This window comes from Streptomyces violaceorubidus (genome assembly GCF_000717995.1).
GTDB lineage: Bacteria > Actinomycetota > Actinomycetes > Streptomycetales > Streptomycetaceae > Streptomyces > Streptomyces violaceorubidus.
Genome location: NZ_JODM01000070.1, coordinates 1 through 6,870 on the forward strand (window position 1 = coordinate 1; position 6,870 = coordinate 6,870).

Consider the following 6,870-nt stretch of genomic DNA (forward strand, 5'->3'; position numbering starts at 1 on the left):
CGGCGCCTTCAGCAACCGACCAACCCACCCGCGACCACCAGGCACAACCCGACACTGCAAACAAAACACCGACCACTGAAAACCAAAAGCCGAACATCACATTCATTCCCTGTTGGCAGAACGGGGGGGGCGGCCCCCCGTTCTGCCATTCCGTCAAATCCTCGGGAAGAATACCCTGGAAGCGAGCGGGTGCCGGTGCACCCGTCCCAGGTATTCGGCCTGGAATGCCTCACGTCCCGCGATTTCGGCGGGTCGAAGCTTTTCCACCCCCTTCTTCGTCTTGACGATTACTCCATCTATGATGCTGATTCCGGCCCCTCCGAGGTCGGAGAACAAATTCGTCCGCAGGTGCAGGTACACCTTTCCCGCCTGCTCGGCGATCGTGACGGCGTACGCCAGATCGGCGAGCGGGTAGACGTGGGTGTCTCGGGTGCGGTCGATTCCCCGGCGGTCCGTCAGGATCTCGGGACGCAGTGCCCTGATGTAGTGGGCGAGCGTGGCGCGGGTGCCTGGGCGAAGGGGAACGCTGATCTCGTCCGCGTCGAACTCCCGGACCGTGGGCCGCTCCCACTTCCCGCTGCGGCCGGTGGTGCAGACACGAAGGATCTCGTCGTACGTCCGCCGCAGCTTGCGGTGAATGTAGGCGATGTCCTCGTGCAGGGCAGGGGCGGTGAGACTCGCCCATCCGTCGGGAAGCTCGAACTGAGCTGTCACCGTGGCGGTTGCGGTGGAGAGTGCCGGGACAGGGACGAGGACGCGCAGCGCGTCCGGGTCCACGACGTCGGCGCTCAGGAGCGAGCCGAGAACGGACGCTTCTTCCACGATCCGGCGGGCGCGGGTGGCGGAGAGCTGCCGGGCGGGAATCGCCTTGGCGGTGACGGTCGCCCGTTCGGCCTGCGTGCGGCCGACCAGATGGGCGTGAAACCGCTTCTCGCCCTGGATCGACTCGCGGTCAAGGGTCATCGGGTCGTAACTCCACGACACGACCGGGGTCAGATCGTAGGCGTGGCAGTGTCCCGCGAACGCGTCGGCAATCACCCCGAGCCCGTGAACGAACGCCGGGGAGTGGTCGTGCAGACCGGGCCGCTGGGTGCTCCCGGCGGAGATCACCATCAGCTCGTACAGAGCGTGCGGGGACCTCTTGTTGGTCAGGGCGTACGCCTCATCCGGGGAGAAGGCGATGTGCCCGAACACGGTGGTGCGGTCGTACAGCTGGCCGATGGTGCGGAGCTGGCCGGTCCGGTTGATGTAGCCGGGGTACCCCTTGGCGGGGAGGGAGTCCAGCACGGGGACGGTCTTCCGGGCGTCCTCGATGTGCTGGGGCAGGAGGGATCGAGCCACGGTGGCTTTCCTTTCGTTGGGCAGACAGTGCGTGCCGGGTGGGGTGTGCCGCCCCTTCCGACAAGAACAACAATACAGCCTTTCATGGTCGCAGTCCAACGAAATCCCCAGCTCAGAGGCCGTTTTCCATGATCTTTTAGCCCCGCCCCCCGCGCGGGACCGCGCGGGGGGCGGGGCGAGACTTTGGGCGGGAGCTGCCCTGGGGCGAGTGATCATGGCCCCGTAAGCTGATGGCGCGTCGGGCAGTCTGTGGACCTGCCCGGTAAAGCACGACGTTGGGGCCATGATCTTCGAGGCTCGCCCCAGGGTGGCTGCCTAAAGTCTCGCCCCGCCCCCCGCCCCAGCCACAGACAAGGGCGCGCAGCGCCCGGACCACCGCTGCGCCCCGGAGGGGCGAGGGCGCGCAGCGCCCGGATTCACTCCCCGTGGCGCAGCCACGGGGACCCCGCTCCGCGGGGAAAGGAGCTGCGCCACGCAAGGGCGCAGCGTCACGACGTCAGCCGGAGCGGGCGGCCCTGGGCCGCCTTGCTGCGCCCTGCCCCGCCGCCAAGCGCAAGCCCTCCTGGTCCGTTTCCCCTCGCCGGACGGGGGCTTGTCTATCAGGCCGCCTCAGAACCGCTAGTTCTCCCCAAGCTGCCCGGTGCGCCAGGGCGTACTGCCTGCCAGGTACGGCGAGAAGGGTTGGGTCGTGGGGGTGGGGTGCGGTGGGGTGCTGGCCGGAGTACGACGGGACCCCGCACGGACCCGATCCGGCCAGGACCGCGCCGCACCCCACCCCCACGACCCAACCCGGCGGCCCGTGCTGCGCCTCGCTGGGCCGGCGCGTGCCCTGCTCCAGATTTGTGGTGGTGCGCACCGCCGGCCTTCCGCGTATGGCTGCGCCCTGGCCCGCCTGCCCTGCGCCGTCGGACGCCCTGTACCTCAGGGTGCAACGGTGGCAGTAAACCCGGGTTCCGGGGCAACGTATTCCAGGGAAAAACTGGTCTGGCGGCTACCTAAATCGTGGATAATGATTCCTCGCCCCAGTCAGGAAGAGCGAGAGGAACACTCGGTGAAAAAGGTGGCATTGTTCGGTCCTCCGGCGAGCGGAAAGACGACGATCGCGCGGAAGCTTTCCAGTTCGCTGGGACTTCCTCATACCAACCTTGATGAAATCCTGTTCACCGATGCTGGAGTTCTCCCCTTCGATGAGTTTCATGCAGCGGCGGAGCGGATCACGCGCGGGGATTCATGGGTGGTCGAGGGGAACTACTCGAAACTCGCGGACGTCGTCTGGCACCGTGCCGATGTGCTGGTGTGGCTCGACCTGCCGCTGCGGCTGGTCGTGCGTCGCATCGTCTTCCGCAGTCTGCGACAGCTCGCCGGCCTCGACACAAGCGCACAGGCGCAGCGGCTCACCTGGAAGCGGGCGTTCTTCGAGCGGCGGTCCCTGCTGCGCACCGCCATCCGCAAGTACCGGCACAACCGGCCCCGCTACGCCCGGCAGGTGGCCGAGACGGCCGCCCTGGGCGTCCACGTGGTACGGCTGCGCAGCGGACGGCAGGCGGATGCATGGCTGGCGAATGCACTCGCCGGCCGGTGACCCGCGCACGGCGCACCCACCCCTCACGCTTCGAGATGCTGTAAGGTTGAATGTGGTTTCCGCTGGGGCCCTACATGAGCGAAGCCGGCGGAGGGCCGCTCGAGAGCGACCCGGCACACCGCCGGCTTCTCACACTGTCAGCCCCGGAAACCGGGCCTGCACATCAACCATACCCGTCCGCCCCTCCGCGGCCGAAGTCCTTCCAGGAGACGACGTGATCCCCCGCAGCCGGCCCGTCCTCAACGAAACCGACATCGCCCGCCGCGCCGGCGTATCCCTCGCCACCTGGCGTCGCCAGCACGCCGCCGCCTTCCGCGAACGCGTCCCCGACCTGCTCCCCGACAGCAGGCATCTTCTCTACGACCTCGCCCAGACCGACGCCTACCTCGCCGGACGGCCAATCCCCGCACTCCCCGCCGGCGAACACCCCGACGACCTCCTGACCGTCAACGACGTCGCGGCGATCCTCGGCATCACCACAAGCACCGTCCGCGCCTACGCCACCCAGGGCTACCTCTCCCCCGGCACCACCGTCTACGGCGCGCGCCTGTGGACCCGCCGCGAAGTCCTCGACCGCCGCGACAACGCCCCCGGCCGTGGCAAGGGCGGTGGCCGACGCGTCGGCGAAGCCCAAGGCCCCCGCAAGGCCCACCCCTACGAAGGCGATACCCGCCTCGCCACCGCCCGCGAAGCCCTCGCCGCGGCCAGCAGCGCACCCAAGGCACGCATCGCGGCCGAGCTCGCGGAACTCCACGGCGGGACCCCCCGAACCTGGGAACGACTCCTCACCGCAGCCGCGACCCCGCCAACATCACACCCCCCACACCCCACTCGACAATGAGCCCGGCACAAGGCCCTGAAGAACAGCCCCAGACCACAGAGGTACGAAAAGCGGCGCCCAGCTGGGCGCCGCTTTTCGCGGCCCGGGCTTCAGCCAAAGCCGACAAATCGCGTGTCTTCCCTGGCCGGACACCGACGTCGATCTGATCCTGCCGCGCCCGCTTCCGCAGTGTGTCGGTCGTACCGGTCCCGAGCACGGTTTGAGCTGTACCGAGTTTCGTAGAGTCCGGTGATCTTGCTTCAGGCGGACTGCGGGGTTTGCTCCTGGCTCTGCCAGAAGGCTTCCTCGTACTCGGCCGGCGGCACGTAGTCGAGCGCGGAGTGAAGACGCTCTTCGTTGTACCAGGTGATCCATTGGAAGATCGCGCGTTCGACCTGGTCGACGTCCTTCCAGGGGCCCTGCATCTCGATCAGCTCGGCCTTGAAGGTGCCGTTCAGGGCCTCGGCCATCGCGTTGTCATACGAGTCCGCGACCGAGCCGACCGACGCGGAGGCGCCGATGTCGGCGAGCCGGTCGGTGTACCGAATTGATACGTATTGCGACCCTCGGTCACTGTGGTGAATGAGGCCGGAGTCCTTCTTGATCCCCCGTCTCCACAAGGCCATCTCCAGGGCGTCCAGCGGGAGTTCGGTCCGCATGTGGTTCGCGACCTGCCACCCGACGATCATCCGCGAGTGCACGTCCAGGACGAACGCCACATACGCCCACCCCGACCAGGTGCGGACATAGGTCATGTCCGCCACCCACAGCTGATCAGGCCGCGAGGCGGTGACGTCGCGGTCGACCAGGTCAGGCGGACGCGGCGCCGACGGCTCTGAAACCGTGGTCCGGCGCCGTCGGCCACGGATGACGCCCTCCAGACCCAGCTCGGCCATCAGCCGCTCGACAGTGCAGCGGGCCACCTCGACACCCTTGCGCCCCAGGGCCCGCGTGATCCGGCGGGCACCATAGGTGCCGCCCGACTCGGCATGAATCTCTTCGATCAGCGGCATGAGCTGTTCGTCCCGGAGCCGGCGGGCCGACTTCGGCCGCTTCTTGCGGGCGAAGTACGTCGATGGGGACAGCTCCAGCACCCGGCAGACGGGATCGACCCCGAGGCCCTGTCCACGCAGGTGGCCGATCACCTGCTCGGCCTCGTCCGGGGACGGTCGATCTCCTGGGCAAAAAACACCGAGGCGGCTTTCAGGATCTCGTTAGCCCGCCTCAACTCAGCGTTCTCCCTGCGGAGTTGTTTCAACTCGTCAAGCTCGGCGGTGGTGAGCCGGTCGTCCCGCTCGCCGCGGTCGGCCTCGGCCTGGCGGACCCAGCCGCGCAGGGCTTCCTTGTGGATGCCGAGGTCCTTCGCGACGTGGACGATGGGGCGGCCGGTGGTGCGGACCTCGCGGATCGCGCGCTCGCGGAGCTCGTCAGGGTATTTACGGGGCGCTGCCATGGTGCTGGTGGTTCTCCTTCGCCAGGACGGTAACCCTGGCATCAGGGACTCCACAAATCTCGGTACAGCTCAGTGGGGTCCTCCCCGCCGACGCGGGGGTGCTCCGGCACCCGTCGCGATGGGTGCGCTCTGCGGAGTGTCCTCCCCGCCGACGCGGGGGTGCTCCGCCTCGCTCCTGGGCGTAGCCGGCGCCGGGTGTGTCCAGTAGACGGCTGATCCAGTTTTTGTAGGTGTCAGTCGGTGGCCGGGGTGAGCCGGCCTTCGAAGGCGATCTGGAAGGCGTTCAACGGCGCCTTCCATCGCATGGTCCACCGCTTGCGGCCCTTGCCTGTCGGGTCCAGCGACATGAGGGCCATGTAGACGCACTTCAGGGCGGCCTGCTCGTTGGGGAAGTGTCCGCGGGCACGGACGGCCTTGCGGATGCGGGCGTTGACGGACTCGATCGCGTTCGTCGAGCAGATGACCTTGCGGATCTCGACGTCGAAGGAGAGGAAGGGCACGAACTCGGCCCAGACATTCTCCCAGAGCCGGATGACGGCCGGGTACTTCCTGCCCCAGGCTTCCTGGAACTCGCCGAACCGCTCGGTCGCGGCGGCCTCGCTCGGTGCCGTGTAGACGGGCTTGAGCGCCTTGGCAATCTTGTCCCAGTCCTGCCGGGCCGCGTGTCGGAAGCTGTTCCTCAGCAGGTGAACCACACAAGTTTGCACGATTGTTCGAGGCCAGACGGTCTCCACCGCGTCCGGCAGGCCCTTCAGGCCGTCGCAGACCAGCATCAGCACATCGTCCAGGCCCCGGTTCTTCAGCTCCGTGAACACGGAGAGCCAGTACTTCGCTCCCTCGCCTCCGTCACCGGCCCAGATCCCCAGGATGTCGCGGTGGCCCTCAGCGGTCACGGCCATGACCACGTAGACCGGACGGTTGGCGACCTGCCCGTCCCTGACCTCCACGTTGATGGCATCCACGAACAGAACGGGATAAACACGGTCGAGGGGGCGGTTCTGCCATTCGGCCATCCCGTCCATCACCTTGTCCGTGATCGTGGAGATCGTCGCCTTCGACACGCTCGCGCCGTAGACCTCGGCCAGATGCGCGGAGATCTCCCCGTGCGTCAGCCCCTTCGCCGACAGCGACAGCACCATCTCGTCCACCCCGGACAGGCGCCGCTGCCGCTTCTTGACGATCTGCGGCTCGAACGAACCGGCCACGTCCCGGGGGACCCTGACCTCGACCGGGCCGACATCGGTCAGCACCGTCTTCGCCCGGGTCCCGTTGCGGCTGTTGCCGCTGCCCCGGCCCTCGACATCGTGCTTCTCGTATCCGAGGTGATCGGTGATCTCGCCCTCCAGGGCGGACTCCAGCACCCGCCTGGTCAGCTGCTGGAGCAACCCGCCCTCCCCGGTCAGCTGCAGGCCCTCACTGCGGGCCCGGTCCACGAGCATCGCGACCAACTGCTCGTCACTCGCCGGCACCAACGCAGCCACCGGCTCCGCGTCCGCTATCTGCTCGATGGTGGTGTCGCTCATCTGGCGTCTCCTTGATCATCGGATCCGCCGATCATTGAACACTCCCGCGCTGCGGTCCGTGTCTCCGACAAGACCGCATCGACCAGCTCGAACGGCATGATCGGCGTCAGCTCTCCCAGATGGCCCGGCGCGAACCGACCCGCGGCCACTA

At 67.8% G+C, this 6,870-nt stretch carries 5 protein-coding genes; 2 read left to right on the forward strand and 3 right to left on the reverse strand.

Annotated features, from left to right (window positions below; translation table 11 throughout):
• Positions 1–153: 153 nt before the first annotated feature.
• Entirely contained in the window at positions 154–1,341 is a 1,188-nt protein-coding gene (locus IE94_RS36520; RefSeq protein WP_245235377.1) for a hypothetical protein, read from the reverse strand.
• A gap of 1,051 nt (positions 1,342–2,392) precedes the next feature.
• Here IE94_RS36520 and IE94_RS0133735 point away from each other — a divergent pair.
• Both IE94_RS0133735 and IE94_RS40110 read left to right on the forward strand, forming a co-directional pair.
• Positions 2,393–2,923, forward strand: coding sequence for a P-loop NTPase family protein (locus IE94_RS0133735; protein WP_051777878.1), 531 nt, complete (start codon positions 2,393–2,395; stop codon positions 2,921–2,923).
• 214 nt (positions 2,924–3,137) lie between these two features.
• Entirely contained in the window at positions 3,138–3,764 is a 627-nt protein-coding gene (locus tag IE94_RS40110; RefSeq protein WP_030192081.1) for a helix-turn-helix domain-containing protein, read from the forward strand.
• Positions 3,765–4,003: 239 nt separating this feature from the next.
• Here the strand turns inward: IE94_RS40110 and IE94_RS0133745 are convergent.
• Both IE94_RS0133745 and IE94_RS0133755 read right to left on the reverse strand, forming a co-directional pair.
• Positions 4,004–5,196, reverse strand: a protein-coding gene (locus tag IE94_RS0133745; protein ID WP_106978145.1) for an IS3 family transposase whose coding sequence is annotated in 2 segments (ribosomal slippage) — positions 4,004–4,932 and positions 4,932–5,196 — 1,194 coding nt in all. Because the reading frame shifts where the segments join, the coding sequence is not laid out codon by codon here.
• A gap of 233 nt (positions 5,197–5,429) precedes the next feature.
• A complete protein-coding gene (locus IE94_RS0133755) occupies positions 5,430–6,719 on the reverse strand; it encodes an IS256 family transposase (RefSeq protein ID WP_030192087.1) in 1,290 nt (429 codons plus the stop codon).
• Positions 6,720–6,870 lie beyond the last annotated feature (151 nt).

Bases quoted from the DNA above. Each gene is read 5' to 3' on its own strand.
- IE94_RS0133755 (WP_030192087.1), bottom strand. From the start codon at position 6,719: ATGAGCGACACCACCATCGAGCAGATAGCGGACGCGGAGCCGGTGGCT.